Here is a 25,207-nt window from a genome sequence, read left to right on the forward strand (position 1 = left end):
CAGAATTCACCAACCGGCGCGGCCACCTATCGGCCATCAAAATTGACGCCGACCGGACTCCGTAATCGTCGCGCTACAACCGACGCAAACGAATGTTTTTGAAGGATGAACGCAAAGATTTTGTGCTCATAGCGCCCGTGCTACTGCGCGCCGCGCCGCCGATATCACTGCCTCTCAGAAATAGTCTTGGAGAACGAGGGAGATTTCCCGGCCGCGTTCCAGCGTCAGCGCCATCTTCGTGCCAACGCTCTGCCCGCCAAGGCGTCGGCCGGGGGCGGGGTAGGAGGGATCGACCGGCACGCCATCGATGGCGATGATCCGGTCCCCCTCGACCAGGCCCTGCCGGTCGGCCGGACTGAGCGGCGAGACATGGCGGACCAGCAGGTGATCGCCGAAGCGTTGCGCCCGATCCCCGAACGATCCCGCGGCAAGGGTGCCCCCAGCAAGGTCTCATCGGCGCGGATCCGAAGCTCGCGATCGAACACGAACGCGAGGTCAAAGGCTCCGAAAGCCGGCCAGCCCAAATTCACAGGCGCGTCGAGCGACCAGTTGGGAATGACGCACGCCGGCACGTCGCACAGGACATGATCTCCGATCCTGAGCGCGCGCAGGGTGATCTGCATGCCGACCGCCCTTCCTTCGAGCCCCGCCGACATGGTCGTCGAGCTCGGCCGGCAAAGCAGCCCTGCATCCCGCGCATAGCGCTCCGACATTGTGCAAACGAGGTTGCTCCCGAGATCGACGACAGCCCGCTCCGCCTCCAACCCTTCGATCTGTGCCGCGATCATCGGCAAACCATGAAAACTGCGGCCGAGCTCGAGCCTGGTATAACCGGCGGGATTTTCCGGCACGAAATCTGCCACGATACGGAATCGGCTCTGGCTGAACTGGCATTCGAGTACCGAGCGGGTCAGGAAATCCCTTCCGATGACCATCGCGCCCTCGCCGGGAAAGGCAGCTTCGACCATCGCCAGATCGTGACACGCGACATCGAGCCCGGTGGCCGCGATGCCTCCCGCTTCCAGTCGTCCGATTCTGTACAGAGGAAGCGAGTATCGCGCCGTGAACATCGTCGCCAATGTGCTTCCGGCCGGCTGCGCGCCAATCTGTCCAAGCAGTTTCGCGCTGAGGACGCTGCGCGATGCGCCGGTGTCGACGACGCCGCGAACCGGAAGGCCGTTCAGCCTGGCGGGAACGGACAGGTAACTCGCCGTCCCGGGGTCGAATGCGATCCATTCGGGTCGTGGCTGCGGCGCGCCGACCGAGAGTCCCCCAAAGCTCACATGAACATTCTGCCTGTAGTGCATCGCAGCCAAACCGTTGATCCCCCTGACATGCCCAGGTCGCAAAGCCCTCCGACGGCCCTCGCGCGGCGGAATTCAGAGGTTTCGAGGACGATGACAAATGAAAGATATTGCTGTTTTCCAGCAGACTATTTGATGGCAACCGCGTCTCGTGGCGTCGCAGAAAAGCCTGCGGCCGAACTCTCCTGTTCCGGTCTCGCCGCTACTGGCCGGACTCCATCGACGCCCAGGTGGCCGGGAATTTGGACTTGCTTCCGGCTCTAGATAATCGATCTGGCGTCGTCATAGGCAACGGTGTCGGCCTCGCCTTCACCATCCCAGGCGTCGACCAGAATGGCGAATTTCGCGCCCGCGAAATACACGTCCGGCCGATGCCAGGCGCGTCTGACGGTGATCAGCTTTCCTTCGATCTCGATCTCCTCGCCGACAACGGGGCTGCGAGAAAAGTAGAAGTTTCCGCTCGATCTTGCCGCGGCCTCGTGCGGCCCGGCCAGCACTTCAACCAACATGGGCGGCCTCCTTTCATGCATTTTCCGGTTTGGGATAGCGCCACGGCTCACCCTGGCCGAGGGCAGCGGCATATTGCCGGCCAGCAAACTCCCAGTTCGCAAGTCGCTCGAACCAGCCCGAAAGCCACTTGGCCCGATCCTGCCGGTAATCGATATAATAGGCGTGCTCCCAGACGTCGCAGGTGAGGATCGGCGTCACGCCCTCATCGACAAGCGGACTGGCCGCGTCATGGGTCGATACGACTTCCAGCCTGCCACCTCTTGCGATCAGCCAGACCCATCCGGAGCCAAAGTGCCCAGTCCCCTCGGCGATGAACCGCTTGCCCAAGCTCTCGACGTCCCCGAATGCCGCGACAATCGCATCCGCGAGCGCTTCGGTTGGAAGGGCAACGCTTGGCGTCATGCTCTCCCAGAAGAAGCCGTGGTTCCAGGCCTGAGCGGCATTGTTGAACAGCCCTTTGGCGCCGCTGCCATCCGCGATGCGGACGATCTCCTCGAGCGTGTGCGCCGAGAAATTCTGCTCGGCGAGTAGCCGGTTGAGCGCCTCGACATAGCGCGCATGGTGGCGGCCGTGATGGATCTCCAGCGTCTCTGCCGAGAGCACCGGCGACAGATCGCTCGCGCCATAGGTCAGGGGCGGCAGAAGAAAAGTCGGCGCCACGGCATCGACATGTGATGGGCTGATGCCCGGGCTAGTCAGGGTCAAGGTTCGCCTCCCCGATACGGGCGCCGAGCGCCGCGATGCAGACCGCGATCGCCCGCATTTCATGTGTTCCATCCCAGTCGCCATGCGGCCCGCAGACACGCGGCCCGTGCGAGCCAGCCTCGATCCAGCACCCGGCCGGAACGATCGATGCGGCCGCTTGCCAGGATTCCGAATAACGCAGCGCCCGCACGTGGCTGCCATCCTCCTGCCGCCAGATGCCGGCCTCGACAGGAACCAGGTCTCGCAGGGACGGGAACAGCGCGAGCGCGATCTCCGCGTCGAGGCCCCTCGCCGGGCGCTCGGCTTGCCTGCAGGACGCCATCGCAGTCTCGAGCGCTGCATGGGATGCGCGCGCGGAAAGAGGCAGCACGCCCGCCATCATGGGAACCACACCCCGGAAGCTTGGGCGCCGACCGAAGCTTGCGTCATAGGGGTGCACGCGGCGCGCAACAAACCATCCCCGATGCCATAGACCCATCCGTGGAGCGTGATCGGTGCGCCTCGCTCCCAGGCGTCCCGGATGACGGGGTTACCGGCCAGCGCTCTCACCTGGGCGGCGACATTGCGTTCGCACAGATCGTGCGGATCCTCTTCGCGACCGGCGGCGCAAGCCGATCCGCCGCGATGCAGCGCGCGCACGGGATCGAGCCATTGCCCGATCGCATCGTCCGTCCGGGACTCCATGGCGGCCTGGATGCCGCCACAGCCATAATGGCCGACTACGATGACGTGCTCGACCTCGAGCGCCTCCACGGCGAACTGCAGCGCCGCCGCGAAATTGGGGTCGGACGTGCTCGCGATATTGGCGACATTGCGGTGGACGAACATCTCGCCGGGATCGAGGTCGACGATCTCCGTCGCGGGCACCCGGCTGTCCGAACAACCGATCCAGAAATAGCGAGGACGCTGCTGTCCCACGAGACGGCTGAAGAAGCTCGGGTCCGCCTTGGTCTTCGCGCTGGCCCAGGCGCGGTTGCGGGCGAACAGGGCGGACAGATCGTCGCCACCGCGGCGGGCGGTGACGGCCAACTCCTCCTCGCTCGCCCGCTCCCCGCTCATTGCCCCGCCATCTGCAGGTCGACGATCCGTAAGTAGGGCTTCAGCGTCTTGTACCCCTGCGGGAAGAGCCGCGAAGCCTCTTCGTCGGACAATTTGGGCGAGATCACGACCGGCTCGCCCGGTGACCAGTTCACGGGGGTCGCGACAGTGCGGGCATCGGTCAGCTGAAGACTGTCGATCGCGCGCAGCACTTCGGCAAAATTGCGTCCGGTGGAGGGCGGATAGGTCAGGATGAGCCGGACCTTTCGGGAGGGATCGATGACGAACACCGATCGGACCGTCACCGTCGGATCGCTCTCCGGATGGATCATGTCGTAGAGCTTGGACACGCGGCCGTCGGCGTCGGCGATCATCGGGAAATCAAGCTTCGTGCCCTGCGTCTCCTCGATATCGACTTCCCACTTATGGTGGGCTTCGACCGGGTCCACCGACAGTCCGATCGGCTTCACGTTCCGTTTGTCCCATTCGCCTCGCAGCTTCGCTACCTCGCCCAGTTCGGTCGTGCAGACGGGGGTGAAGTTCTTCGGATGGCTGAACAGGATGCCCCAGCTCGGACCCAGCCAATCGTGGAAGCTGATACGGCCGTGCGTGCTGTCCTGTTCGAAGTCGGGGGCGATCTGCCCAAGCTGAATGGTCATAAAGGTGAATCCTCGCTGCGGTGCCCGGCATTTTGGACAAGCTCGCAGCATCAAACAAACGAATGATATTCTGCCTTAACAACAAAAATGCTGGGCTTATCGCCGATCGGCTCGTGATGGGGCCATCTTACCGATCGTCAGGAGTGCGATAGGAACCGCGACTACGAGCATCAGATTGGCATCGTTCTCGGCGATGAGACCGGCCCTGGCGAGAAACCAGAGGCACAGGCGGTTCGAAACGAGCGCAATGGCGATCGCGATGACCCAATAGAGTGCCCTCGAGGCTCGGGTCCGCCGAGGAGGCGGCGCCCCGAACGCCGGTTGGTCGACGTCACGGTTCATCGCCGTCTCCCTTCGGGGGATCACGATCGTTGGCGGCGCTGGCTTGTGGCCTGCGGGCTTGAGCCAGCCCTTCTGGCGGCGGCCAGACCCGGTAGATGTCGAACGGCGGCGGAACCTCGCCTTGCCTCGCAGCCCTGTCGCGCCGCGCCTGACGGTCTGCGTCGAGGACGATGAACGCGCCGCCCGCGACGGCGATCAGCACGACAAGAATGATAAGCAGGGTCTGGCTCCCGATGACGCCGGCATCGCGGAGGCAGAAGGCCGTCAGGGCGAAACCGATCTCCGCGGCCGCGATCGACAGCATGATGGGGATAAAATCCGACTTTTCAGTCGGCGGCGGCTCGCGCCGCAAGGGTCCTGGATATCTCATGGCCTACTCGGCCAGGCGGGCTGGCCGCTCTTCGTTTCTTGGAGAGACGCAATGCCGTCTTTCCTTGTGCCGCCATCTTCCACCCGTTACCATCCATCAAGCAAATGAATATTATTGAGCATTGAGCGTAAGGAATTTGATGGATGGACATCGGCATCGCGCGCACTTTCCTGGAGGTGGTCAAGACCGGCAGCTTCGTCAGCGCCGCGAGCAACCTCAATCTGACCCAGACGGCGGTCAGCGCGCGCATTCGGGTGCTCGAGGACCAGCTCGACCGCCCCGTCTTCATCCGGAACAAGGCCGGTGCCAAGCTGACGCCCGCCGGCGAGCAGTTCCTGCGCTTCGCCACGACCCTGGTTCAGGTCTGGGCCCGCGCCCAGCGTGCGGTGGCGCTGCCGCCGGGCCGCGAGACCGTCGTGACTATTGGCGCCGAGCTCAGTCTGTGGAGTCCGCTGCTCCGGCACTGGCTGCTCTGGATGCGCCAGGAGTGTCCGGAAATTGCGGTCAGCACGACGATCGACACCTCCGAGCGCCTCATGGAGCAGATCCAGGACGGTTCACTCGACGTCGCGATCCTCTATGCGGCGCCCAGCCGTCCCGGGGTCATCGCCGAGCTGCTGTTCGAAGAAAAACTCGTGCTTGTGCGGACCACTCCCGTGACGACCCCGCTTGCGCCCGAGGATCATGTCCAGATCGACTGGGGCGAGGACTTTGCCGCCAGCTATCAGGCGGCCTTCCCCGACCAGCCCAATGCCGTGGTTTCCATCAGTTATGGCCCGCTCGCGCTCGACTATATCCTGGCGACTGGCGGATCCGGCTATTTCCGCAAGGGCTTCATCCGCTCCTATCTCGACGAAGGCCGCCTCGCGCTGGTCCCCGACAGCCCGGAATTCTCCTACTCCGCCTATGTCGTCCACTCGACGAAGGCCGACCCGGGGTTGATGGATCGCATTCGGGCCGGCCTGCGCTCGGCCGCCGCGGTGTCGGCATGACCGCGGAGCCTGCCTCGCCCGTCTGCTACGCCGCTGAGGCCGACGACGTCTATATGGGCTATGCCGGCCGCGAGGAGATCGTGACGGCGCTCAACGAACTTCTCGAAGCCGAGCGCGCCGGAGCGAAAGTGGCGCTGGCGAGCAGCAGATCCGAAGGGCCAGCAAGCTATCTCACGCTCATGCGGCAGGTGCGGGCCGACGAGGCCAAATGGTGCGCGATGCTGTCCCGCCAGATCAAGCGCCTCGGCGCCACGCCTTCGCGCAAGACCGGCGCGTTCAAGGAAAAAGCCCTCGCGATCAGCGATCCCGCCGAGCGTCTCGCCTTCCTCAACCGCGGCCAATCCTGGGTCGTCCGCAAGCTCGAAGCCCTCCAGCCCCGCATCCGCGACGACGGCCTGCATAGGGACTTGCGGGAGATGCTCGACAGCCACCAGGCCAATATCGCGCAAGCCGAAAGCGAGCTTGCGTCCCACGAGCCCCAGCCCTGATCGCTTGCCTGTCGCTACGCGCCAATTCCGATAGGCGATTGGCCGCTCGCCAGCCGGAGCATTGTCGCCTTGTCGGTCAGGAGATCGGCGATCGTGTAGGAATCGAACACCGCGAGCATCGCTTGCGCGCCCTTTTGCAGAACGCCGGTCAGCCCGCAGGCCGGCGCCAGGGCGCATCCTGAGCAATCGGCAAGCTGGAAGCCATCCTCCGTCCGCCGCACGACCTCCCCCACCGTGATGTCCTTCGCTGCGCGCGCGAGCCGCATGCCGCCGGCGCGGCCGCGCAGGGTCTCGACGAAGCCGTCATGGGCGAGCGCGTTGACCACCTTCATCAGGTGATTCTGCGATATGTCGTAGGTGCGGGAGATCTCGCCGATCGAACAGATGCGATCCTCGTGCAGCGCGAGGTGGATCAGCACCCTCAACGAATAATCGGTGTATCGAGTAAGCCGCACGAACCTCTCCTGGGAGGAAGGCTGTCTTATACCTGTATTCAAGGCGCATGTTAAGCGTGCGACCAGGCTCCAGACAAAGCGACGTCCCTTCGCGCGCGGATGAGGGATGCGCGCGAAGGAACGTCGAGCCCCGCACCTGGCGGCGGTGCGAGGAAGCAGTGATCAGGCGGCCTCGAGCATACGGCCGAGGTCTTCCTGGGCGTCGCCGGCCGGACGGATGTCGAACTTGTCGACGAGCACGCCCAGCACTTCGGGGGTCAGGAACTGCGGCAGCGTCGGCCCCAGGTGAATGCGGCGCAAGCCCAGATGCAGCATCGTCAGGAGGACGGCGGTCGCCTTCTGTTCGAACCAGCTGATCGCATAGTGCAGCGGCAGGTCATTGACCCCGACACCCAGCGCGTCGGCCACCGCGACCGCCACCTTGATCGCGGAATAGGCGTCGTTGCACTGGCCCATGTCGAGAACGCGCGGCACGCCGTTGATGTCGCCGAGATCCTCGCGGTTGAACCGGAACTTGCCGCAGCCGAGCGTCAGCACGAGGCTGTCCCTGGGCGTCGCCATGGCGAGGTCATGGAAATAGTTGCGGCCAGGGCGCGCGCCGTCGCAGCCGCCGATGAGGAACAGGTTCTTCACGTCGCCGCGGCCAATCATGCCGAGCAAGGTATCGGCGACTCCCATGACAGTGTTGTGCCCGAAGCCGATCGTGATCGTCTGCTCGCCGGCGTCCTCGCTGAACCCAGGCTGCGCCAGAGCGCAGGCGATCGCCGGCGAGAAATCATGGTCGGTCAGATGCGGCACGCCGTTCCACCCCACCGGCCCGGCGGTGAAAATCCGGTCCGCATAGCCCTTGATCTCGGGGTTGATGAGGCAGTTCGAGGTCATCACGATCGCGCCTGGGAAAGCCGCGAAATCACGCTGCTGATCCTGCCAGGCGCCGCCATAATTGCCCACGAGGTGCGGGTATTTCTTGAAGCCGGGATAGGCATTCGCCGGCAGCAGCTCGCCATGGGTATAGACGTTGACGCCATTGCCCTCGGTCTGCTGGAGGATCGCCTCCAGATCGCCCATGTCGTGCCCCGACACGAGCAGGCACTTGCCAGCCTTCGGCGTCATGCGCACCTCGGTCGGCTCGGGGTGCCCGAAACGTCCGGTGTTGGCGGCATCGAGCAGTTCCATGACCTTGAGGTTGAGTGCGCCGATCGCGAGCGATTCCGCGACGAGCGCGTCGACGTCGACCGGATCCTGCGCAAGGAATGCCGAGATGCGGTGGAATTCGGCGCTGACGGCATCTTCCTCGGTGCCCAGGACACGGGCATGCTCGCTATAGGCGGCGGTTCCCTTCAACCCATAGAGGATGAGGTTGCGCAGGCCGACGACACTGGGGCCGTCCCGGTCCATGAACCGCTGGATCGCCGCGAACGGCGCCGCGGCCGCGAGTTCGGACGGGGTCGTGCCGGGGTTCCAGGTCGCGGGCTCGGGAAGCGCGGAGAGATCGGCGCCGGCCTTCTCGGCGAGCAGCCGGGCATCATCGCGCGTCTCGATCGCCTTGGCGATCAGCGCGTGGAACCGGCTTTCATCGAAATTCACGTTGGTGAGCGTGGTGAACCAGGCGTGCGGCGTGAAGGCATCGATCGCCGCGTCGCGAGCCCCGGCCCGCGCGGCGCGATCGGCATAGACCGAGATGCCCTGCATCAGGCGAAGCAGCACATCCTGAAGATCGGCGACCGTGGCGGACTTACCGCAAGAGCCGACCTTGGTGGCGCATCCGCCCTTGTTCGATTGTTCGCACTGCACGCAATACATCAGGAAATTCCTCTTCCAAAGATGAAGACGGAATTCCACTTATCGGCGGCTTCCAATGATTCATTTGACATGAATCAGGCTTCGCCCCTCCCTCGATTATAAAGGCTGGGCGCCGGCAAGGAGGGCCGGCCCCGATGCAGCTCACCCGTCACACCGATTATGCGCTTCGCCTGCTGATCTACCTTGCAGGGATCGGGGACCAGCGCGCGCAGATCGCGGCGGTCGCTGAAGCCCAGGCAATTTCGCGCACCCATCTCATGAAGATCGCCAACGAGCTCGCGCGCGCGGGCTTCATCGATGCCACGCGCGGGCGCGGGGGCGGAATCCGGCTCGCGCGTCCGCCTGGCGAGATCAATCTCGGCGCGGTCATTCGCGCGATGGAGCCGCCATGCCCGATGGTGGATTGCACCTCCTGCCGTCTCGTGCGCCGCTGCTCGCTTCCCGGCGTCCTCGACCAGGCGTCCTCGGCGTTCCGGGCCGTGCTCGAACGATACTCGCTGGCCGACATCGTCCGCGAGCGGGGCACCCGTCTCGCGGCCTGACGCTGCAGACTCCAAAACGCGCTCAGGCGTCCAGCAGACTCTCGAGGCCCCGGGCGACACAATGCGCAGGCTTGTCGGCGACCACGACCTTCAAGCCGGTGCCTTGCGCGATTATGTCGCGCATGAGCGGAACAAGCGCGCCGCCCCCGGTCAGCATGATACCCGCATCATGGATGTCCTGACTGAGATCCGGCGCGGTCCGAGCCAGCACGTCGCGCACGACCTTTACGACTTGCGCGACATGCTTTTCGACGATGAGGTCAAGATCGTGCATCGCGACCGAAATGGTCTTCGGCATGCCGGTTCGCAGGCATCGTCCGCTCACCGGAAGGTCGGACGGAGCCGCAGGGCCCGCTTCTCTCTGCGATACATAGTCGAGCTTGAGCTGCTCGGCCGAGCGCTCCCCGATCAGGAATTTGTGGCGAAGATGAACCCGGTCGGCGAGCGCCCGGTTCAGCGTGTCGCCCCCGATCCGGACTGAACCGCTTCCACAAGGCCCGCCGAGCGAGAAGATCGCGACCTCGGTCGTTCCGGCGCCGCACTCGACCACCATCGCACCGCTGGGCCTATCTACAACGATACCGGCACCGATCGCGGCGGCGAAGGGCTCGGTCAGCAAGGTGACAGGGCCAAGCCCCGCATCCCTGCCGGCGGTGAGCATCGCGCTCCGCTCGGCCTGCGTCGCATCTGCGGGAATGCCGATGATCGCCGCTGGCGCGCGCCACCGGCGCCGGCCGGTCGATTTCGCCAAAGCGTAACGCAGCATGCGCTTTGCCGCGTCGATATCCTGCAGGACGCCGCGGCAAAGCGGCCGCGCGATCCGCAGGTTCGCCGGCGTGCGGTCGACCATGGCATAGGCCTCGCTGCCCGCCGCAAGAAGACTTGTCATGCCATGCCTGCCGCGGACGCAGCACAGCGAGGGCTCGTCGAACACGAGCCCATCGCCGCGCCGCAGGACACGCATGTTCGCGGTGCCGAAATCGATCGCGATCTCGGGCCGCCGCCGGGGCAGGAAGGAACTCATGGCATCATGCCTACCTTCCCGCGGCGCGATTGTCTTCCTCCCTGCAACGCGCTTCAGCTCATAGGCTCGCTTCCTGGGCGCGGATCGCCCGCCAGAAGCCGTCGATGCACCTGGCGAGGAAGGGTGGATCGGCCGCTTCTCCCAGCACATCCCTGAGAACGGCCGTGAGAGCATCACCGAATTGCGTCTGGTAGTGCCGATCTGCCCCCCTATGATCCACGCTTGGCGTACCGCCCTCGCTCCCGGCGACGTCGATCAGAAGGCCGACCAGTTCGGCGGAGGCCTGTAGATCGGCCGGCGAAGCGTCGACCGATTGCGGCCCGGCGAAATGCTGCGCCATCGCCGCCTCGATTTCCGGGCGATGCGCAGCAAGCAGCTGCTCGGGATGACATCCCGTGGTTTCCTGTTCCATGTTTGTAATTCCAGTCCTGCGGCGCGCCCGCGACGACGCGCGCCGTGAAAAGCGAAGGGGCTCGACCATGGGCGAACCCGGCTATCGGACCTCGGACGCGGCGCTCCTAGGAGGTGGCCCGCACCGAGGGGTGCAGGCGTGTCATCAGGCTACCGCCGTGCGTCTGCAGCCGAAGGAAGGCGGGGGTGCCACTCATCCCTGAGAGATAGGGCGCATCACTCAGAAAGCAACAAACCCCTGCCGTGCCGCACGCTTTTAGCGCAATAACTTTGCGTTAAATGCTCAATAATACTCATTTGCCTTATGGAAACCGCCGTCGCACAGTGCGGCTCCTGAGTGGAAATGATGCTCGCGACAACAGTGCCCCGGAGGATCCTGAAGTCTTCAGGCCGGAGCACGGGAAGGAGCTGAACGCCGAGGAACCACACGCATGACGGCAGCGGATCTGCCAGGGAATCCCCTGACCCTGGAACAATGGCGACAGGTCGACGCCCTGACCCGGTCGCTGGATCCGTTGCAGGTGCGCTGGCTCAGCGGCTATTTCGCCGGGTTAGACGCCGGCTTGCGGCAGCCCCACCCGCTGCCGGCGTCGCCATCGGCCGGGAACGCCCGATCTCTGACCATCCTTTACGGCACCGAGACGGGCAACGCCGCCGATCTCGCGCGCAACCTGCAATCGGCCATCGTCGACACGGGCATGACCTGCACGCTCGCCGACATGGCGGATTACAAGCCCCGCAATCTGGCGCAGGAGCAGGATCTTCTCGTCATCGTCAGCACCTATGGCGAAGGCGATCCGCCGCAGCCGGCGACGGGCTTTTTCGAATTCGTCGAAGGGCGCAAGGCGCCGAAGCTCGATCAGCTCCGCTTCGCTGTCCTGGCGCTCGGCGATTCGACCTACGAATTCTACTGCGAAGCCGGCAAGCGCCTCGACCGCCGCTTCGAGGATCTCGGCGCCGAGCGGCTTGCGCCGCGCGTCGATTGCGATGTCGATTACGAGGAACCGGCGGAGGCGTGGACGAAGGCCATCGTCGCACAGCTCGGCGCCGAACCGCGAAGCCTTCCCGCCGCGGCCGACGCGCCAGGATCGCTTCGCAATCCGGTACCGCCGGTCGCCTATGACAAGCGCAACCCGTTCCAGGCGACTGTGATCGAGAATATCCCGATCGTGGGACGCGGCTCCTCGAAAGAGACCCGCCACGTCGAGTTCTCGCTTGCCGGCTCGGGTCTCCTCTACGAACCGGGCGACGCGCTCGGTATCGGCGCCTCCAACGACCCGGTGCTCGTCGCGACCTTGCTCGAAGCCCTTGCGCTCACATCTGGCGCCGAGTTCGAACTCAAAGGTCGACACCTCACGCTCGGCGAAGCGCTGACCCATCACTATGAGATCACCGCCGCGACGCCGCGCTTCCTCGACTATTGGGCGATGCTGAGCGAAGCCGATGCGCTGAAGCAGCTCCAGGACAGCGACCGCGCCGGCGAGCGCTCCGTTTTCCTGCGCACCCACCACATCCTCGACATCGTCCTGCGCTTCCCCGTCCGGGGCGTGATGGCGCAGGGTTTCGTCTCGGCCCTACGGCCGCTCCAGCCGCGCCTCTATTCGCTCGCATCGAGCCTCGCGGCCGCGCCCGAGGAGGCCCATCTCACCGTGGCGCCGCTGCGCTACAGCCTGCACGGTTCGGAACGCAGCGGCGTCGCGTCCGGCTGTCTTGCGGATCGTGTCGAACTCGACACGACATTGCCGGTCTACATCCAGAGCAATCCGCACTTCCGTCTGCCCGGTGACGATGCGCCGATCGTCATGATCGGCGCGGGAACGGGGGTCGCGCCGTACCGCGCCTTTCTCCAGGATCGCGAGGCGCGCGGATGCGGCGGCAAGAGCTGGCTCTTCTTCGGCGAGCGCAATTTCCGGACGGACTTCCTCTATCAGACCGAGTGGCAGACCTGGCTCAAGGAGGGGAGGCTCGACCAGATCGATGTCGCCTTCTCGCGGGATCGAGCGGACAAGGTCTATGTCCAGCACCGCATGAAGGAGCGGGCGCGCGACCTCTTCGCGTGGCTGGAAGAAGGCGCCCATGTCTACGTCTGCGGAGATGCGGCCAATCTCGCCCCCGACGTCCACCAGGCGCTGATCGATATCGTCGCGAGCGAAGCGCACACCAGCCACGAAGCCGCGGAGGACTATGTCCGCTCGCTGCAGGCCGACCATCGCTACCAGCGCGACGTCTATTGAGGGATCAAGGATGACCGACAATGCCCTGATCGACCGAAGCCGCGACATTTCGCAGCCGCTCGAGCAACTCGGCGCGGACGAACGCATGAAGGAGACGAGCGACTATCTGCGCGGCACGATCGCGCTCGGCCTGCTCGACCGTATCACGGGCGCCGTGCCGTCCGCCGACGACGTGAAGCTCATGAAGTTTCATGGCATCTACCAGCAGGACGACCGCGACCTTCGCGACGAGCGCCGGCGCCAGAAGCTTGAGCCGGCTTTCCAGTTCATGATCCGCGTGCGCCTGCCGGGCGGTGTCTGCACGCCCAGGCAGTGGCTGAAGCTCGATGAACTCGCCCGCGCCCACGGCGGCGAGACGCTGCGCATCACGACGCGTCAGACCTTCCAGTTCCATTGGGTGCTGAAAGACAGCCTGCGGCCTATCATCCAGGGCCTGCACGAGACACTGCTCGATACCGTTGCGGCCTGCGGCGACGACAGCCGCGGCGTGATGTGTACGGTCGATCCTCAAAGTTCGCGATTCCACGCCGCGGTCGCGGCCATGGCGAAGCGGGTTTCCGACCATGTCATCCCTAAGACCCGCGCCTATCACGAAATCTGGCACGGCAACGAACGCGTCGCCGGCTCGGGTCCAGAAGAACCCTTCTACGGGCGCACCTACATGCCCCGGAAATTCAAGATCGGCTTCGCGCTGCCACCATCCAACGATATCGACGTCTATGCTCAGGATCTGGGCTTCATCGCCATCGCGGGCGAGGATGGCCTCGCGGGATTCAACGTCGCGATCGGCGGCGGCATGGGCCGGACCGACCAGGCGCCCGAAACCTATCCCCGGCTCGCAAGCGTTATCGGCTTCATCCCCGCGGACCAGGTCATCGCCTGCGCCGACGCGGTCATGACCGTCCAACGCGATTATGGCGATCGCAAGGACCGCCAGCACGCCCGCTTCAAATACACGATCGACGACAAGGGGCTCGACTGGATCACCGCCGAGATCGAACGCACCATGGGCTTCGCATTTGAGCCGCCGAGGGCATTCACCTTCACCTCGAACGGCGACAGCTACGGATGGAATACGACGCCCGATGGCCGGCATCACCGCACCCTGATCATCGAGAACGGGCGGCTCGACCTGGGGCTACTCGACATGATCCGCGATATCGCCCACGTCCACCGGGGTACGTTCTGGATCACGCCCAACCAGAATGTGATCGTCGCCGGCGTGAAAGAGGAGGATCGCCCCACGATCGACGCGATCCTCGCCGAGCACTGGCCGGACATCGATAATTTCTCGGTCCTGCGCCGCAATGCGATCGCCTGCGTCGCGTTGCCGACCTGCGGCCTCGCCATGGCCGAAAGCGAGCGCTATCTGCCCAGCCTGCTGGACCGCATCGAAGCGATCCTGGCGGAGAACGGTCTTTCGGACGAACCCATCACCGTGCGGATGAGCGGCTGCCCGAACGGTTGCTCGCGTCCCTATATCGCCGAGATCGGGCTTACGGGACGGGCCCCGGGCAAATATAATCTCTATCTCGGGGGCGGTTTTCATGGTGAGCGCCTCAATCGCATGGTGCGCGAGAATGTCGGCGAGCCGGTGATCCTCGAAGTGCTGGCCGACGCGTTCGGCCGCTATGCCCGCGAGCGCGAGCCGGGCGAGCATTTCGGCGATTTCATCATCCGTGCCGGGATTGTCCGCCCGGTTACCGAAGGGCGCTTTTTCAATGACTGATCGCATGAACGACGTGGATCGCCGCGACCCGCGGCCGCAAACCATTTCGGCCGCCTATGGGGTGGCGACCGACGCCGGCTTCGGAGCGGTGGCGCCGCCCATCTATCTCTCCAGCACCTACGAGTTCGCGGGCTACGACCAGCCGCGCCGCTACGATTACGGCCGCGGCGGCAACCCGACGCGCGATCTTCTCGGAGAGGCGCTCGCCAAGCTCGAGGGAGGCGCGGGCGCCGTCATCACGGCAAGCGGCATGGCGGCGCTGGACCTGCTGGTGGGTAGACGGCGGCCAGGCGATCTCATCCTCGCGCCGCACGATTGCTACGGCGGCACGATGCGCCTCCTCAAAGCCCGGGCCGACCGGGGGCACTGCTCGGTGCGGTTCGTCGACCAGGCGGACGAGGCAGCCTTCGGCGCGGCGCTTGCCGATGTGCCCGCGCTCGTCCTCATCGAAACGCCTAGCAATCCCCTGATGCGGGTGGTCGACATCGAAGCGCTTGCCGCCCGGGCGCGCAAGGCCGGAGCTGAAGTCGCGGTCGACAACACCTTTCTTTCGCCAGCAATCCAGCGGCCGATCGCGCTCGGAGCCGACTATGTCATCCATTCGACCACCAAATATCTGAACGGTCATTCCGACGTCATCGGCGGGGCCATCGTCGCAGCAGACCCCGCTGCGGTCGAGGAACTGCGCCAATGGGCCAATGTCGTGGGCTCGGCCGGCGCTCCGTTCGATGCCTGGCTCACCCTGCGAGGCCTGCGCAGCCTGTTCCCGCGCATGGAGCGGCAGCAGATCAACGCCATGGCTGTGGCCAACCACCTCCAACGCCATCCGGCGGTGGCGAACGTCTACTATCCGGGGCTCGCCTCGCATCCCGGACACCTGATCGCCTCGCGCCAGCAGCGTGGGTTTGGGGCGATGCTGAGCTTCGAGCTCGCCGGCGGCGTTCCGGCCGTTCGTCAGTTCATCGACGCGGTGGAGTTCTTCACGCTCGCTGAATCGCTTGGGGGCGTCGAAAGCCTGGTGGCTCATCCAGCGACGATGACCCACGCCGACATGGGCGAGGAGGCCCGCGCGGTCGCCGGGATCAGCGACAGCCTGCTTCGCCTATCTGTCGGCCTTGAAGCCGAGCAGGATCTGATCGCCGGACTGAACAAAGGTCTTGCCGCGTGCAGCGCGTGAACACCCACCGGCTGAGCGGTGAGAGCGGACGCTGATGCCCGCCTCCGTCGTCATCGTCGACCTATTCGGTCTCCTTCTTGCCGTGATCGGCTTTACGATGGCGTTCCGCCAGCATGTTGCGCGCCGGCTTCTCGGGCGGCCGCTTCGCCCGGCCACCCGCCGATCCGCGGACGACGACGAGGATCCGCTTACCTATGTGCTGCGTATCGCGGGCGTGATGGTCATGGTCTTCGGTGTCGTCATCGCCGGCATGGTGACGCTCATCCACCTTCGGTAGCGGAGAGCCCATGGACGTTTCGAAACCGCCCGCCACGCAAGCTCCCCCATGGCGTGTTTCGCAATGGTTCAACACGGACCGGGCGCTTGGCCTCGCCGATTTCGACGGCCGGATCGTCGCTCTCCATGCTTTCCAGATGCTGTGTCCGGGCTGCGTTCAGGCGGGGTTGCCTCAGGCGCAGCGCATCGCCCGGACTTTCGACCCCGCGCGCGTCGCGGTGGTCGGCCTCCACAGCGTCTTCGAACATCACGATGTCATGACGCCCGCGGCGCTCGCTGCCTTCATCCATGAATACCGCTTGAGCTTTCCTATCGGCTGCGACGAGGCTGGCGATCCGGGGCCGCTCCCCAGGACGATGCAGGCCTATGGCATGCGCGGAACGCCGAGCCTCATTCTGATCGACGGCAAGGGATTGATCCGCAAGCACAGCTTCGGCGTTGAAGATGACATGCAGGTCGGCGCGGACATCGCCGCTCTGCTTGCCGAACAAGGAGCGTTAGCGTGAGCATCGAACAGATTCCGCAGCAGCAGATCGAGGCGCTCGCGCAAGCGGTGGCCGAGCGGTTCAGTACGGAAAACCAAAGTCTGGAGGAACTGGCCCGCGCGGCTGCGGCGGCGCTTCTCCATCGGACCCCAGAAGCTGCATCGGGCGCCGAGGACGCCCTCGTATCCGACATCGCCGCACGGGCGCGCGTTATCCTCGCCCGGGAGCCCGCCGCAGATCCGGTCGACGAGGCCTCCATGGAATCCTTTCCGGCCAGCGATCCGCCGAGCTGGAACGGCCACGGGACACCGAAGCCGTGAAATCGGTCACTCTGCGCGTCAAGCGCATCTATGACCCGCCGTCCGACGACGACGGCCAACGCATTCTGGTCGACCGCATCTGGCCGCGCGGGGTCAAACGTGAAGCGGCGCGTCTCTCCGAGTGGCTGAAGGCGATCGCGCCGTCGGATGATCTCCGCAAATGGTTCGCGCACGACCCGGACCGCTTCGACGGCTTTCGCAGGCGGTATCGCGACGAGCTCGACCGCAATGCCGATGCCGTCGCCAGGCTGCGAGCCCTCGCCGGTCGCGGGACAGTGACGCTGCTCTATGCGGCCAAGGATGCCGTGCATAACCACGCCGTCGTCCTGGCGGAATATATCGGCCAACGGTCCCCATGATGCGTCCAGCCGACTGCGTGAAACGTCGGGGCGACCCCGCTTCACTTTTACCGCCGTTGGCATGCCGGTAAAGCTGAATGGTCCGATCAGCGCGCAAGAGGGTGGCAGGGATGACCAACTGCGTTGGCCCCTTCGACCTATTCTCCACGCGCTGATCGGGCACGCCGCGACCGATTGGCGATCCAGCCCCAAACTAAGGAACAACCCGTAACGACCCGGCCTGCGCGCCTGCCTAGGCTTCGTCAACCAACCGGGCGTTCCTGCCCTCCTGACGGCCAGGCGGCCGCCAACCACGGAGCAAAACCCTATGAGCGAAGTCGGTCACGATCTCCATGCAGCCTTTCCCCAGGATGCCGCGATCCTGCACAGCCTGAAGCTGGAAGACGCACATTATCGGGAGGTCGCAGCCCGCTATCACGACACGACCCGCGAAATCTCGCGCATCGAATCCGGGATCGAAGCGAGTTCCGACGAGCGGCTGGAGAACCTCAAGAAGGAGCGGCTCGCGATGCTCGACGAGGTCGCCGGCCTGATCGCGGCGCGTAAGGTTCAAACCGCCGAATGAAGTCTCCGGTGGCGAGGGTCGCTGGCCTTCGCCACCCCGCGGCATTCGTTGCAGTCCTTTGTCTCTTTCGAGGCGCTAATGCGCCGAAGAACCGTCCGGATTGCGGCCGGTCATCATATACCATTGCTCCAATGTACTGGGCGCGCCGATCAGCCGTTCTATGGCTTCGCAGGCACTATAGGCGGCGGCATGTTCTTCATGCTTGTCGAGAATAGTCAACGCTCGCTCGAGAAGCCTCTTGGCTTCCACCAACTCCTCGGTCAGCACGCGCTCCGTGAAGTACATGATGCGTCTCCTCCCGTGCGAATACAGGCGTATTTAGCACGAGTGACGCCGCCGGTCACCGAAGACAGTGTCCATATTGGGAGAAGTCGCCGCCGCCGTATCACCCAGTAGTATGGTGACACCCAACCGTTTCAGTGCCTGCGGACAAATTCGGCTCTGAGAACCAAGCCCTTTATCCCCTCATAGCGGCAATCGATCTCCTGGCTGTCGCCGGTCAGCCTGATCGACTTAATGACCGTGCCCTTGCGAAGTGTCTGGCCCGCGCCCTTGACCTTCAGATCCTTGATCGTGATGACGCTGTCGCCATCGGCGAGGAGATTGCCGACAGAGTCCCGCACCTCGATTTGTTGCCCGGCCTCGGCGTTGGACGCCGCCTCTGCGGCGGAGATCCACTCGCCCGATGCTTCGTCATAGACATAGTCGTCGCTCGTATCGCTCATTGGAAAACCTTTGTGATTACCGTTCAGTTCAGATGCGCTGCGCCGGAAGACGCCGCCGTGATAGCCGCCGCGGCGCGCAGGGCTGCCGGGAAGTCTTCGCACAGGACGACCCGCTCGCTTCCCGCACCGAGCCCGACGCGCTCCAGCATCGCGCGCGGTTGCGACTGGAGACCCGAAAGGATGACCCTGGTGTTCGCCGACGCCGCTTGACGGACGATCTCCTCTATCGTCGTCACCCCGCTCGCATCGAGGAGCGGAACGCGCCGCATCCGCAGGATCACCACCCTGGGAGAACGGCCGATGCGGCGCAGCGTGTCGAGCAGCTCATTGGCGACGCCGAAGAAGATCGGTCCGTCGATCCGGAAAACCTCGACCCCATCGGGCAGGGCGTCGCGCTGATCGATCTCCTCGCTTTCGCCCTCCCGCACCTCACCACTGCGACCGTTGGCGATCTCGACCGTCCTGCTCATGCGCATCATGAAGACCAGCGACGCGAGCGTCACGCCCACGCCGATCGCGACGGTCAAGTCGACAAGGACAGTGAGACCGAAGGTGAGCAGCAGCAGCGCGCGGTCGCCATTGGGCATGCGCAGGAGCTGGATGAAGCGGTGATGCTCGCTCATGCCCCATGCGACCATGAAGAGGATCGCAGCGAGCGCGGCGAGCGGCACATAGGCCATGAGGGCGGAGCCGAAGAGGACGAACAGCAGCAGGAACACGGCGTGCATCATGCCAGCCACGGGCGTGATCGCCCCGGCCCGGATATTGGTGGCCGTGCGTGCGATCGCGCCCGTCGCCGGTAAGCCGCCGAACAGCGCGGAAGCAAGGTTCGCGACGCCCTGACCGACCAGCTCCTGGTTCGAGCGATGCCGCGAGCCGATCATGCCGTCCGCGACCACCGCGGAGAGCAGAGCCTCGATCCCGGCCAGGAAGGCGATCGTGAAAGCCGACGACATGACCGCCTGCAGCTTCGCCAGCGACACGTCTGGCAGGGCAGGGGCCGGCAGCCCCGTCGGCAAATTCGGAAAGCGCGAGCCAATGGTCTCCACCGGCAAATGCAGCAGCGCCACGATCGCGGCCGCGACGACCACCGCGATCAGGAAGCCCGGCCATTTCGGCGCCCATTTGCGCAGAGCCACGATGAGCGCCAGCGACCCCACGCCGATGGCGAGCGTCACGCCCTGCACGCTGCCGAGCGCGCCGAAATAGGCCTCCCATTTTGGAATGAAGTCTGCCGGTACGGCCTTCATGGAGAGGCCGAGGAAATCCTTCACCTGGCTGGATGCGATGATCACCGCGATGCCAGCCGTGAATCCGGTGACCACCGGCTGGGGAATGAAGCGAACGAGACTGCCGAGACCCGAATAGCCCGCGACGATCAGCATGAGGCCGGCCATGAGGGTCGCGAGCAGCAGGCCGTCATAGCCATGCTGGGCGATGACGTTGAAGACGACGACCACGAAAGCGCCCGTCGGACCGCCCACCTGGACGCGCGACCCACCGAGCGCGGATATCAGGAATCCGGCGATGACCGCCGTGACGAGGCCTTTGTCGGGCGACGCGCCGCTGGCGATCGCGAGCGCCATGGCGAGCGGCAACGCGACAATCGCAACTGTCAGGCCGGCGACCGCGTCGCGCCGAAAGCGGCCCAGCGAATAGCCTTCGCCGAAAACCGTGACGAGCTTGGGCGTAAACGCCGTCAGCCGCGCACTATGATACATCGCTCCCGACCTCCGGCGCTTCGGCCTGGTCGAACAGGACCGAAAGCACCCGTCTCGGCTGCCGGCCCGCCGCCGTCTCCTTGAGCCGCACTCCGCGCCCGGCGCCATTACTCGGCGCGTTCTCGCCGATGATCTCGATGCCGGCCGCCTCGAGCGCATTGATGACCTTGACCAGCGTGTCGACCACGCTGCGCACCTGGCCCTCGGACGACTCCATGCGCTGGATCGTCGGCAGCGAAACGCCGGAAAGAGCGGCGAGCTGGCGCTGGTCGATACCGAGCATCGCCCGGGCAGCCCGCATCTGCTGAGAGGTGATCAATCGCGTCTCCATGATGTATGAGACATCAAATCACAATCTTACATATCATAGCTTCGATATGCTAGATGGATATTGCATGTTGCTCCGCGCGAATGGAGCACCCCCTCTATGGAGCCTTCCGCCATGCCGAACCTGTTTGCCCGAACCCTGCTTGCCGCTCTTGACGAGGATGCGAGGGTTCAGCGCAACCTGCGGACCGCCGAGCTCATCGAGCAGGCCGTCCGCAATGGCGAGGGTCTGCTCGCCGCCGATGGGCCGTTCGTCGTCGCCACGGGCAAGCACACCGGCCGCTCGGCACAGGACAAATATATCGTCCGCGACGCCGAGACCGAGAACAGCGTCTGGTGGGGCAAGACCAACGTCCCTATGACGCCCGAGCATTTCGCCAATCTCCGCGTCGATTTCATCAAGGCGCTTGAAGGCAGGGATCGCCTCTACGTCGCCGATCTGTTCGGCGGCTCGCAGGCGGAGCACCGGGTCAATGTCCGCGTCGTCACCGAGCTCGCCTGGCATAGCCTCTTCGTCCGCACGCTGCTCGTGCGCCCCTCGGCCGACGAGCTCGAAGGCTTTGCCGCCGAATATACGATCATCGACCTGCCGAGCTTCCGTGCCGACCCCGCGCGCCATGGCTGCCGCAGCGAGACGATCGTCGCGGTCAACCTTTCCGAAAAGCTGATCCTGATCGGCGGCACCGCCTATGCCGGCGAGATGAAGAAGAGCGTGTTCGGCATTCTTAACTACCTGCTGCCGACGCGCGGCGTGATGCCGATGCACTGCTCGGCAAATATCGGCCCCGCCGGCGACACGGCCGTGTTCTTCGGCCTGTCGGGGACCGGCAAGACGACGCTTTCGGCCGATGCCAGCCGCACCCTCATAGGCGACGACGAGCATGGCTGGTCGGATACCGCGGTCTTCAATTTCGAGGGCGGCTGCTATGCCAAGATGATCCGGCTCTCCCCCGACGCCGAGCCGGAGATCTACGCCACCACCAAACGCTTCGGCACGATCCTCGAGAACGTGGTGATCGATCCCGAGACCCGCCAGATCGATCTCGACGATGACAGTCTCGCCGAGAACAGCCGAGGCTCCTATCCTATCGACTTCATCCCGAATGCGAGTGCGGACAATCTCGGGCCCGTGCCGGCGAACATCATCTTCCTGACCGCTGACGCCTATGGGGTCCTGCCGCCGATCGCCAAGCTCACGCCCGACCAGGCGATGTACCACTTCCTTTCGGGCTACACCGCGCGCGTTGCTGGAACCGAGATCGGCGTGACCGAGCCTTCGGCCACCTTCTCGACCTGCTTTGGCGCACCCTTCATGCCGCGCCACCCCTCCGTCTACGGCAATCTTCTCAAGGAGCGGATCGCCAAGGGCGGGGTGAAATGCTGGCTGGTCAATACCGGATGGACGGGCGGCGCCTATGGGATGGGGCAGCGCATGCCGATCAAGGTCACCCGGGCCTTGCTGAACGCTGCGCTTTCCGGCGGCCTCGACGCCATCACATGCCGCATCGATCCCATCTTCGGATTCGCGGTCCCCGTAGCCGCGCCCGATGTCGACGACCGCATCCTCGATCCTCGCTCGACCTGGGTCGACCCCGCCGCCTATGACGCGACCGCCGAGAAGCTCGCTCGCCAGTTCGTCGAGAATTTCCGCCAGTTCGAGGACGCCGTCGATGCCGCCGTCATCGCCGCCGGCCCCCGTGTGCTCAGCGATGCCTGAACCGGACGCGTTCGACGCGCTGCGCGATCGGCTCGCCAGGACGAGCCGCCCGGCAGAGCCCGCCGGGCGGGCCGATCATGCCCGTCCGGCCTCGGTCTGGGCTGCGATCGGCCGAGGTGTTCTCGGGCGGTGTCCCTCTTGCGGAACGGGGAAACTCTTCCGGCGCTTTCTGAAGCCGATCACGCAATGCGCCTCGTGCCAGGAGGACTGGTCGCCGCAGCAGGCGGACGACTTCCCCGCCTATGTCTCGATTTTCCTCACCGGGCATATCCTGGCGCCGCTGATCATCGCACTCGTCAAGGATTCAGACCTTTCCGTCGCGGCCTTGATGGCCATCATCTTTCCCCTGGCGATCGTGATGATGATCGGGCTGCTGCAACCGGCCAAGGGCGCCATCATTGCCGTCCAATGGTGGTTCGGCATGCATGGATTTCCGCGGCGCGATCGCGCCTGACAGTCTCGGTCAGAAGCCGAGCCGTCGCAGGAATCCTGAGAATCGCTCTGCGATCGTCTCCCGCGGCGGCCAGCGGCCGTTGACCGGCTCGATCGCCGTCACCGCGAGGAGGCCCAGTCGGCCCCAAGCTGCGATTTTGGCCAAGTCGGAGAACGTTTTGGGAACGTGGCATTCGGTATTGACGATGGAAATCATAGAAGAGGACAGTTCGCTCCATCATAGGGAGTGGGTTGANGAGGAGGTCGAAACCGTCCCGGACGCCATCGACGCGAACGCGGCGGCCGACGAGGCGCCTTGCCGAGAAGGGCGCTTCCAGTCGCCATTCGCCGCCTTCATCGCGCCGCAGCACCAGAGCATGCGGCCCTTCGAGCAGCACACCGGTCTCGAGGTGCCGGCTACCGCGCGGCATCGAGAACCTGCTCGAGCAGCAGCCGCTGCTCCTCGAACTTCGCGCCATTCGCGTCCTTCAGGCGCGCAAGGTTGAGCAGCTTCCAGCGCACGGCCGGTAGATCGGCCAGCGCCGGGTCGAGATCCACGGCCTGCCAGTCGGGCTCGAGCGCCAGGAAACGTGTGAGAAAGCGGCGCGCGCCCGGCTTCGCCGCATGCGCCTGAACAAGCCCGATCAGCTGCTCGCGGGCGGCAAGGAGCGTCTCGAGACTTTCCGGCTCGACCGTCATCCCGACGAACTCGCTGTCATATTGCGCGGAGATGTCGAGACGGTTGGGGGCGAGGAGTTCGTGGACGGGGCGGGGGTGGCTGACGAGATAGATGAGGAAGGCGCGGAAGAGAGGCTCATCGATGCCGCCGTGCGCCAGGAGATGATGAATGTCGAAAAGGTCCCGGGGATGCTGCCGGTCCAGCGCCGCGGCGATCTTGCCCGCGTAGAGGTCTGGCAGCGACACCACCTGCATTTCCGCAAACCCGAACCGATCCTCGACGGCCGCGGCCACGGTTCGCGTCTCGGGCGGGTAGACCGTGCCGCGCAGGACCGGGGAAACCTCGATCTTGATCGCCGCGCCGCCCGAATGGACGATCAGGCGCTTGCCGTCCGCCAGAAGATGCCGCTCGACCTTCAGGCCCCGCGCCTCGAGACGCTCGGCAATGCGGTCCAGCCCGTCGCTCACAGCGCGCAGCGAGGCCTCGCGGTCGGCGACGGGGAGATAGACGAGATCGATGTCGACCGAGAGGCGAGGGAGGTCGCGCACGAAAAGGTTAATCGCCGTCCCGCCCTTCAAGGCGAAGTCCGCCTCCGGCGCGATCTGCGGAATCGCACGCAGCAGCAGCGCCACCTGGTCGATGTAGCGCTCCGAGGTCATGCCTCGCCTTCCCGCGCGGCGACGAAGGAGGCCGGCACCGTGATCTGGTAGTGCGGATCGAGCCGGCCGCCGGCCGCGAGCTGCCGCTTGCCCTTGCCCAGATCGACCTGGGTCCGGTCGACATGTTTGGACCAGCCGTGTCCGTGGCGATCGGCGTAGAACAGGAACAGCCGTTTCGCTCGCACGCTGCGGCAGCTTGCGAGCAACTGCGTGATGAGCCGGGGTCGCAGATTGGAGAGCCCCTGGAACATCTCGTCGGCGAGTTCGAAGGCCACGTCTTCCGGCACTTCGTCCAGCATTTCGATCGACGCGCGCTCCTCGCCGGCGACTCGCAGGAAATTGTCCCAGGGATCGGACCGCGACGGTTCCTTGACCGCGCTGCCGAGCCTGCCGGTGCCGAGCTCATAGCGCCGCCACTCGACGCCAAGCGAGACGTCCGAGAAGAGCGCGCGCGTGCGGACGAGGAGCGCCGCGTCGAGCGACAGCCGCCCGAGCCAGGGCGGCGCGCTGAACTCAGGATCGTAGAGATGAACCTTCGCGGGACCGCCGAGCTTGAGATAATGCCCCTGACCGAGAAGATCGAGCGCCGTGGGGCCGCCGACGTAGAAGCTCGACGGCCGCAGCGCCTGGGCGGAAGCGACCGCGACATCCCAGCGAAGTGCGGATGAGGAAGCGCCCGACCGCCGGTAGACCCGGGAGGCGACACGCTCGAGCCAGTGGTTCTTCACATAGGCATGGATCGAGGAGCGCGATATGCCCTGATCCTGCAGCCAGGCGCTGTCCACCAGCTGCCCGGGCGCCAGCCGGGACAGGAGCCGGTTTAGCGGAGGGCTCGTTTGTTCATCCATCACGAACATTTTGACATGGATGCAAACCGGAGGCAATGAGCTGGTTTAGAAATGTGCCAAAGCGTTCACGCTGAGTTTGCTTCTTGGGGTATTCGTAAACCAGGGAAGCCCCGTTGGCGCGACCAAATCGCACGAAAGGGAGGGGAGATGCGCGAGGTTCTCAAAATTGCGGCGGGCGTGTTCCTCGGCATGCTCGCCTTCTGGATCGTGACGACCATCCTGCCGACATTCCTGCCGCCGAGCGCCGAGGCACAGGCCGCCCAAGACCTGCTGGACCGACAGTTCGCGCCGGCACACTAAGCGGGAAATTC

32 protein-coding genes and 2 pseudogenes are annotated in these 25,207 nt (G+C 65.0%); 14 read left to right on the plus strand and 20 right to left on the minus strand.

Translation table 11 applies throughout. From position 1 onward, the window contains the following. Nucleotides 1-174: 174 nt before the first annotated feature. The 8 genes and pseudogenes from CV103_RS23200 to CV103_RS06915 form a co-directional block, all read right to left on the minus strand. On the minus strand, nucleotides 175-384 hold the full coding sequence (locus CV103_RS23200) for a PDZ domain-containing protein (RefSeq protein WP_425443832.1): 210 nt from the start codon (nucleotides 382-384) through the stop codon (nucleotides 175-177). 176 nt (nucleotides 385-560) lie between these two features. Continuing rightward, nucleotides 561-1,307 (minus strand): annotated as a pseudogene (locus CV103_RS06880) (aspartyl protease family protein); the annotation flags it as partial. 257 nt (nucleotides 1,308-1,564) lie between these two features. After that, nucleotides 1,565-1,813, minus strand: coding sequence for a hypothetical protein (locus CV103_RS06885; RefSeq protein WP_211314362.1), 249 nt, complete (start codon nucleotides 1,811-1,813; stop codon nucleotides 1,565-1,567). Nucleotides 1,814-1,826: 13 nt separating this feature from the next. Next, the gene (locus tag CV103_RS06890) at nucleotides 1,827-2,519 is read right to left on the minus strand and encodes a superoxide dismutase (RefSeq protein WP_245896696.1); all 693 of its coding nucleotides are present in this window, start codon (nucleotides 2,517-2,519) and stop codon (nucleotides 1,827-1,829) included. Further along, a complete protein-coding gene (locus CV103_RS06895; RefSeq protein ID WP_245896697.1) occupies nucleotides 2,506-2,901 on the minus strand; it encodes a hypothetical protein in 396 nt (131 codons plus the stop codon). Before CV103_RS06895 ends, CV103_RS06890 begins: the two co-directional genes overlap by 14 nt. Then, on the minus strand, nucleotides 2,898-3,578 hold the full coding sequence (locus CV103_RS06900; RefSeq protein ID WP_107394428.1) for a carbonic anhydrase: 681 nt from the start codon (nucleotides 3,576-3,578) through the stop codon (nucleotides 2,898-2,900). The genes CV103_RS06895 and CV103_RS06900 overlap by 4 nt, the downstream gene beginning before the upstream one ends. Further along, nucleotides 3,575-4,216 carry a peroxiredoxin gene (locus tag CV103_RS06905; protein ID WP_107394429.1) on the minus strand — a complete coding sequence of 214 codons (642 nt, stop codon included), beginning with the start codon at nucleotides 4,214-4,216 and terminating at the stop codon, nucleotides 3,575-3,577. The genes CV103_RS06900 and CV103_RS06905 overlap by 4 nt, the downstream gene beginning before the upstream one ends. Nucleotides 4,217-4,547: 331 nt before the next feature. Continuing rightward, nucleotides 4,548-4,862: a hypothetical protein gene (locus CV103_RS06915; protein ID WP_107394431.1), complete on the minus strand. Its 315-nt coding sequence runs from the start codon at nucleotides 4,860-4,862 to the stop codon at nucleotides 4,548-4,550. A gap of 209 nt (nucleotides 4,863-5,071) precedes the next feature. Here CV103_RS06915 and CV103_RS06920 point away from each other — a divergent pair, with 209 nt between their 5' ends. Both CV103_RS06920 and CV103_RS06925 read left to right on the plus strand, forming a co-directional pair. Then, a complete protein-coding gene (locus CV103_RS06920; protein ID WP_107394432.1) occupies nucleotides 5,072-5,920 on the plus strand; it encodes a LysR family transcriptional regulator in 849 nt (282 codons plus the stop codon). After that, entirely contained in the window at nucleotides 5,917-6,408 is a 492-nt protein-coding gene (locus tag CV103_RS06925) for a DUF6306 domain-containing protein (protein ID WP_107394433.1), read from the plus strand. The genes CV103_RS06920 and CV103_RS06925 overlap by 4 nt, the downstream gene beginning before the upstream one ends. Before the next feature lie 14 nt (nucleotides 6,409-6,422). On the opposite strand, the gene CV103_RS06930 is transcribed toward CV103_RS06925, so the two are convergent. After that, entirely contained in the window at nucleotides 6,423-6,863 is a 441-nt protein-coding gene (locus tag CV103_RS06930; RefSeq protein ID WP_107394434.1) for an Rrf2 family transcriptional regulator, read from the minus strand. A 162-nt stretch (nucleotides 6,864-7,025) separates the two neighbouring features. Next, nucleotides 7,026-8,666 carry a hydroxylamine reductase gene (hcp, locus tag CV103_RS06935; protein ID WP_107394435.1) on the minus strand — a complete coding sequence of 547 codons (1,641 nt, stop codon included), beginning with the start codon at nucleotides 8,664-8,666 and terminating at the stop codon, nucleotides 7,026-7,028. A gap of 134 nt (nucleotides 8,667-8,800) precedes the next feature. Between hcp and CV103_RS06940 the strand changes: the two genes are divergently transcribed. After that, complete coding sequence (locus tag CV103_RS06940) at nucleotides 8,801-9,208, plus strand: RrF2 family transcriptional regulator (protein WP_107394436.1); 408 nt, start codon at nucleotides 8,801-8,803, stop codon at nucleotides 9,206-9,208. A gap of 22 nt (nucleotides 9,209-9,230) precedes the next feature. Here the strand turns inward: CV103_RS06940 and mreB are convergent, their stop codons facing one another. Continuing rightward, nucleotides 9,231-10,232 (minus strand): rod shape-determining protein, encoded by a 1,002-nt coding sequence (mreB, locus tag CV103_RS06945; protein WP_107394437.1) that lies wholly within the window; start codon nucleotides 10,230-10,232, stop codon nucleotides 9,231-9,233. Nucleotides 10,233-10,290: 58 nt separating this feature from the next. Beyond that, nucleotides 10,291-10,644, minus strand: a complete 354-nt coding sequence (locus tag CV103_RS06950; RefSeq protein ID WP_107394438.1) for a hypothetical protein — start codon at nucleotides 10,642-10,644, stop codon at nucleotides 10,291-10,293. A gap of 430 nt (nucleotides 10,645-11,074) precedes the next feature. Here CV103_RS06950 and CV103_RS06960 point away from each other — a divergent pair, with 430 nt between their 5' ends. From CV103_RS06960 to CV103_RS06995, 8 genes are all read left to right on the plus strand, one after another. Then, nucleotides 11,075-12,877, plus strand: a complete 1,803-nt coding sequence (locus tag CV103_RS06960; protein WP_107394440.1) for an assimilatory sulfite reductase (NADPH) flavoprotein subunit — start codon at nucleotides 11,075-11,077, stop codon at nucleotides 12,875-12,877. A 10-nt stretch (nucleotides 12,878-12,887) separates the two neighbouring features. After that, nucleotides 12,888-14,606, plus strand: coding sequence for an NADPH-dependent assimilatory sulfite reductase hemoprotein subunit (locus CV103_RS06965; RefSeq protein ID WP_107394441.1), 1,719 nt, complete (start codon nucleotides 12,888-12,890; stop codon nucleotides 14,604-14,606). 4 nt (nucleotides 14,607-14,610) lie between these two features. Further along, nucleotides 14,611-15,783: a cystathionine gamma-synthase gene (metB, locus tag CV103_RS06970; RefSeq protein ID WP_107394442.1), complete on the plus strand. Its 1,173-nt coding sequence runs from the start codon at nucleotides 14,611-14,613 to the stop codon at nucleotides 15,781-15,783. 34 nt (nucleotides 15,784-15,817) lie between these two features. After that, nucleotides 15,818-16,060, plus strand: coding sequence for a hypothetical protein (locus CV103_RS06975; protein ID WP_107394443.1), 243 nt, complete (start codon nucleotides 15,818-15,820; stop codon nucleotides 16,058-16,060). Nucleotides 16,061-16,070: 10 nt separating this feature from the next. Beyond that, on the plus strand, nucleotides 16,071-16,565 hold the full coding sequence (locus tag CV103_RS06980; RefSeq protein ID WP_107394444.1) for a peroxiredoxin family protein: 495 nt from the start codon (nucleotides 16,071-16,073) through the stop codon (nucleotides 16,563-16,565). Continuing rightward, complete coding sequence (locus tag CV103_RS06985; RefSeq protein ID WP_211314364.1) at nucleotides 16,562-16,864, plus strand: hypothetical protein; 303 nt, start codon at nucleotides 16,562-16,564, stop codon at nucleotides 16,862-16,864. Before CV103_RS06980 ends, CV103_RS06985 begins: the two co-directional genes overlap by 4 nt. Next, entirely contained in the window at nucleotides 16,861-17,223 is a 363-nt protein-coding gene (locus tag CV103_RS06990) for a DUF488 domain-containing protein (protein ID WP_107394445.1), read from the plus strand. The genes CV103_RS06985 and CV103_RS06990 overlap by 4 nt, the downstream gene beginning before the upstream one ends. A 307-nt stretch (nucleotides 17,224-17,530) precedes the next feature. Next, the gene (locus CV103_RS06995; RefSeq protein ID WP_107394446.1) at nucleotides 17,531-17,788 is read left to right on the plus strand and encodes an HP1242/YdcH family protein; all 258 of its coding nucleotides are present in this window, start codon (nucleotides 17,531-17,533) and stop codon (nucleotides 17,786-17,788) included. 75 nt (nucleotides 17,789-17,863) lie between these two features. Here the strand turns inward: CV103_RS06995 and CV103_RS07000 are convergent, their stop codons facing one another. From CV103_RS07000 to CV103_RS07015, 4 genes are all read right to left on the minus strand, one after another. Next, the gene (locus tag CV103_RS07000; protein ID WP_107394447.1) at nucleotides 17,864-18,073 is read right to left on the minus strand and encodes a hypothetical protein; all 210 of its coding nucleotides are present in this window, start codon (nucleotides 18,071-18,073) and stop codon (nucleotides 17,864-17,866) included. Between the two features lie 131 nt (nucleotides 18,074-18,204). Beyond that, nucleotides 18,205-18,513 (minus strand): alkylphosphonate utilization protein, encoded by a 309-nt coding sequence (locus CV103_RS07005; protein WP_107394448.1) that lies wholly within the window; start codon nucleotides 18,511-18,513, stop codon nucleotides 18,205-18,207. Between the two features lie 23 nt (nucleotides 18,514-18,536). Beyond that, nucleotides 18,537-20,234, minus strand: a complete 1,698-nt coding sequence (locus tag CV103_RS07010; RefSeq protein WP_107394449.1) for a SulP family inorganic anion transporter — start codon at nucleotides 20,232-20,234, stop codon at nucleotides 18,537-18,539. Continuing rightward, nucleotides 20,224-20,553, minus strand: coding sequence for a helix-turn-helix domain-containing protein (locus tag CV103_RS07015; RefSeq protein ID WP_107394482.1), 330 nt, complete (start codon nucleotides 20,551-20,553; stop codon nucleotides 20,224-20,226). Before CV103_RS07015 ends, CV103_RS07010 begins: the two co-directional genes overlap by 11 nt. 123 nt (nucleotides 20,554-20,676) lie before the next feature. Between CV103_RS07015 and CV103_RS07020 the strand changes: the two genes are divergently transcribed. Then, entirely contained in the window at nucleotides 20,677-22,278 is a 1,602-nt protein-coding gene (locus CV103_RS07020) for a phosphoenolpyruvate carboxykinase (RefSeq protein WP_107394483.1), read from the plus strand. After that, entirely contained in the window at nucleotides 22,271-22,732 is a 462-nt protein-coding gene (locus CV103_RS07025; protein ID WP_107394450.1) for a DUF983 domain-containing protein, read from the plus strand. Before CV103_RS07020 ends, CV103_RS07025 begins: the two co-directional genes overlap by 8 nt. A 9-nt stretch (nucleotides 22,733-22,741) precedes the next feature. Here CV103_RS07025 and CV103_RS22360 read toward each other — a convergent pair whose 3' ends face one another. The 4 genes and pseudogenes from CV103_RS22360 to CV103_RS07040 all read right to left on the minus strand — a co-directional run bounded on the left by CV103_RS22360 (nucleotide 22,742) and on the right by CV103_RS07040 (nucleotide 24,905). Further along, complete coding sequence (locus CV103_RS22360) at nucleotides 22,742-22,927, minus strand: hypothetical protein (protein ID WP_170112578.1); 186 nt, start codon at nucleotides 22,925-22,927, stop codon at nucleotides 22,742-22,744. A gap of 52 nt (nucleotides 22,928-22,979) precedes the next feature. Continuing rightward, nucleotides 22,980-23,189 (minus strand): annotated as a pseudogene (locus CV103_RS22805) (DUF5818 domain-containing protein); the annotation flags it as partial. Next, on the minus strand, nucleotides 23,128-24,048 hold the full coding sequence (locus CV103_RS07035; protein ID WP_107394452.1) for a nucleotidyl transferase AbiEii/AbiGii toxin family protein: 921 nt from the start codon (nucleotides 24,046-24,048) through the stop codon (nucleotides 23,128-23,130). The pseudogene CV103_RS22805 and the gene CV103_RS07035, both read right to left, overlap by 62 nt. Continuing rightward, entirely contained in the window at nucleotides 24,045-24,905 is an 861-nt protein-coding gene (locus CV103_RS07040) for a type IV toxin-antitoxin system AbiEi family antitoxin domain-containing protein (RefSeq protein ID WP_342749154.1), read from the minus strand. Before CV103_RS07040 ends, CV103_RS07035 begins: the two co-directional genes overlap by 4 nt. A 138-nt stretch (nucleotides 24,906-25,043) precedes the next feature. Here CV103_RS07040 and CV103_RS22365 point away from each other — a divergent pair, with 138 nt between their 5' ends. Continuing rightward, nucleotides 25,044-25,196, plus strand: coding sequence for a hypothetical protein (locus CV103_RS22365; RefSeq protein WP_170112579.1), 153 nt, complete (start codon nucleotides 25,044-25,046; stop codon nucleotides 25,194-25,196). Nucleotides 25,197-25,207 lie beyond the last annotated feature (11 nt).

It is taken from the genome of Edaphosphingomonas fennica (assembly GCF_003034225.1).
Classification (GTDB): domain Bacteria; phylum Pseudomonadota; class Alphaproteobacteria; order Sphingomonadales; family Sphingomonadaceae; genus Sphingomonas_E; species Sphingomonas_E fennica.

What these genes read in the sequence shown, in the direction of transcription:
- CV103_RS06980 (WP_107394444.1), top strand. Translation starts at nt 16,071, where the DNA reads ATGGACGTTTCGAAACCGCCCGCCACGCAAGCTCCCCCATGGCGTGTT.
- CV103_RS06905 (WP_107394429.1), bottom strand. Translation starts at nt 4,216, where the DNA reads ATGACCATTCAGCTTGGGCAGATCGCCCCCGACTTCGAACAGGACAGC.
- CV103_RS07025 (WP_107394450.1), top strand. Translation starts at nt 22,271, where the DNA reads ATGCCTGAACCGGACGCGTTCGACGCGCTGCGCGATCGGCTCGCCAGG.
- CV103_RS06895 (WP_245896697.1), bottom strand. Translation starts at nt 2,901, where the DNA reads ATGATGGCGGGCGTGCTGCCTCTTTCCGCGCGCGCATCCCATGCAGCG.
- hcp (WP_107394435.1), bottom strand. Translation starts at nt 8,666, where the DNA reads ATGTATTGCGTGCAGTGCGAACAATCGAACAAGGGCGGATGCGCCACC.
- CV103_RS07005 (WP_107394448.1), bottom strand. Translation starts at nt 18,513, where the DNA reads ATGAGCGATACGAGCGACGACTATGTCTATGACGAAGCATCGGGCGAG.
- CV103_RS22360 (WP_170112578.1), bottom strand. Translation starts at nt 22,927, where the DNA reads ATGATTTCCATCGTCAATACCGAATGCCACGTTCCCAAAACGTTCTCC.
- CV103_RS06965 (WP_107394441.1), top strand. Translation starts at nt 12,888, where the DNA reads ATGACCGACAATGCCCTGATCGACCGAAGCCGCGACATTTCGCAGCCG.
- CV103_RS07010 (WP_107394449.1), bottom strand. Translation starts at nt 20,234, where the DNA reads ATGTATCATAGTGCGCGGCTGACGGCGTTTACGCCCAAGCTCGTCACG.
- CV103_RS06960 (WP_107394440.1), top strand. Translation starts at nt 11,075, where the DNA reads ATGACGGCAGCGGATCTGCCAGGGAATCCCCTGACCCTGGAACAATGG.
- CV103_RS06940 (WP_107394436.1), top strand. Translation starts at nt 8,801, where the DNA reads ATGCAGCTCACCCGTCACACCGATTATGCGCTTCGCCTGCTGATCTAC.
- CV103_RS06900 (WP_107394428.1), bottom strand. Translation starts at nt 3,578, where the DNA reads ATGAGCGGGGAGCGGGCGAGCGAGGAGGAGTTGGCCGTCACCGCCCGC.
- CV103_RS06950 (WP_107394438.1), bottom strand. Translation starts at nt 10,644, where the DNA reads ATGGAACAGGAAACCACGGGATGTCATCCCGAGCAGCTGCTTGCTGCG.
- CV103_RS06975 (WP_107394443.1), top strand. Translation starts at nt 15,818, where the DNA reads ATGCCCGCCTCCGTCGTCATCGTCGACCTATTCGGTCTCCTTCTTGCC.
- CV103_RS07020 (WP_107394483.1), top strand. Translation starts at nt 20,677, where the DNA reads ATGCCGAACCTGTTTGCCCGAACCCTGCTTGCCGCTCTTGACGAGGAT.
- CV103_RS06995 (WP_107394446.1), top strand. Translation starts at nt 17,531, where the DNA reads ATGAGCGAAGTCGGTCACGATCTCCATGCAGCCTTTCCCCAGGATGCC.
- CV103_RS06885 (WP_211314362.1), bottom strand. Translation starts at nt 1,813, where the DNA reads ATGTTGGTTGAAGTGCTGGCCGGGCCGCACGAGGCCGCGGCAAGATCG.
- CV103_RS07000 (WP_107394447.1), bottom strand. Translation starts at nt 18,073, where the DNA reads ATGTACTTCACGGAGCGCGTGCTGACCGAGGAGTTGGTGGAAGCCAAG.
- CV103_RS22365 (WP_170112579.1), top strand. Translation starts at nt 25,044, where the DNA reads ATGCGCGAGGTTCTCAAAATTGCGGCGGGCGTGTTCCTCGGCATGCTC.
- metB (WP_107394442.1), top strand. Translation starts at nt 14,611, where the DNA reads ATGAACGACGTGGATCGCCGCGACCCGCGGCCGCAAACCATTTCGGCC.
- CV103_RS07035 (WP_107394452.1), bottom strand. Translation starts at nt 24,048, where the DNA reads ATGACCTCGGAGCGCTACATCGACCAGGTGGCGCTGCTGCTGCGTGCG.
- CV103_RS06920 (WP_107394432.1), top strand. Translation starts at nt 5,072, where the DNA reads ATGGACATCGGCATCGCGCGCACTTTCCTGGAGGTGGTCAAGACCGGC.
- mreB (WP_107394437.1), bottom strand. Translation starts at nt 10,232, where the DNA reads ATGAGTTCCTTCCTGCCCCGGCGGCGGCCCGAGATCGCGATCGATTTC.
- CV103_RS06925 (WP_107394433.1), top strand. Translation starts at nt 5,917, where the DNA reads ATGACCGCGGAGCCTGCCTCGCCCGTCTGCTACGCCGCTGAGGCCGAC.
- CV103_RS07040 (WP_342749154.1), bottom strand. Translation starts at nt 24,905, where the DNA reads ATGTTCGTGATGGATGAACAAACGAGCCCTCCGCTAAACCGGCTCCTG.
- CV103_RS06915 (WP_107394431.1), bottom strand. Translation starts at nt 4,862, where the DNA reads ATGCTGTCGATCGCGGCCGCGGAGATCGGTTTCGCCCTGACGGCCTTC.